The sequence below is a fragment of the Alcanivorax sp. HI0083 genome (assembly GCF_001635175.1).
Genome location: NZ_LWFX01000557.1, coordinates 1 through 435 on the forward strand (window position 1 = coordinate 1; position 435 = coordinate 435).

General features: G+C 50.6%; 1 protein-coding gene. It reads left to right on the plus strand.

Going from position 1 to position 435, the window contains the following annotated elements; genetic code table 11:
• Nucleotides 1-218: 218 nt before the first annotated feature.
• Nucleotides 219-435: hypothetical protein (locus A3754_RS05660; RefSeq protein ID WP_156496835.1), on the plus strand; the 217-nt coding region annotated here is incomplete at its 3' end.

The following is a 435-nucleotide window of genomic DNA, read 5'->3' on the forward strand; positions in this document are numbered from 1 at the left end:
CGATGGTAGTGTGGGGCTTCCCCATGTGAGAGTAGGTCATCGTCAGGCTCTTAAACCAAACAAAAAACCCCCGCCACGAAAGTGACGGGGGTTTTTTGTATTCAGGGTTTGGACATCCCTGCTCAACCCCGCGCTATTACATTCAACGCCTCCCTGTAATACGTTTGCCAAAAAGACCCGCCAGACTGCGCTGACGTTCAATGCTGCGGAGTCTTGCCATGTTGTTGTATACAGCTGTTGCTATCCCTTTTGTTGCCTTGTTCATTTATCGGTACCGCAAGCTGATGTATCACTTCCGCGTAGTGGAGTCCGGCAAGCTTTACCGTAGTGGTACTCTGGGGCCGGTTGGGTTACGTATCATGCACCGGGTGCTGAAAATCAACACTATCGTTAATTTGCGCCTGGAGTCTGAGTACAGCAAGAATGGGTGGTATG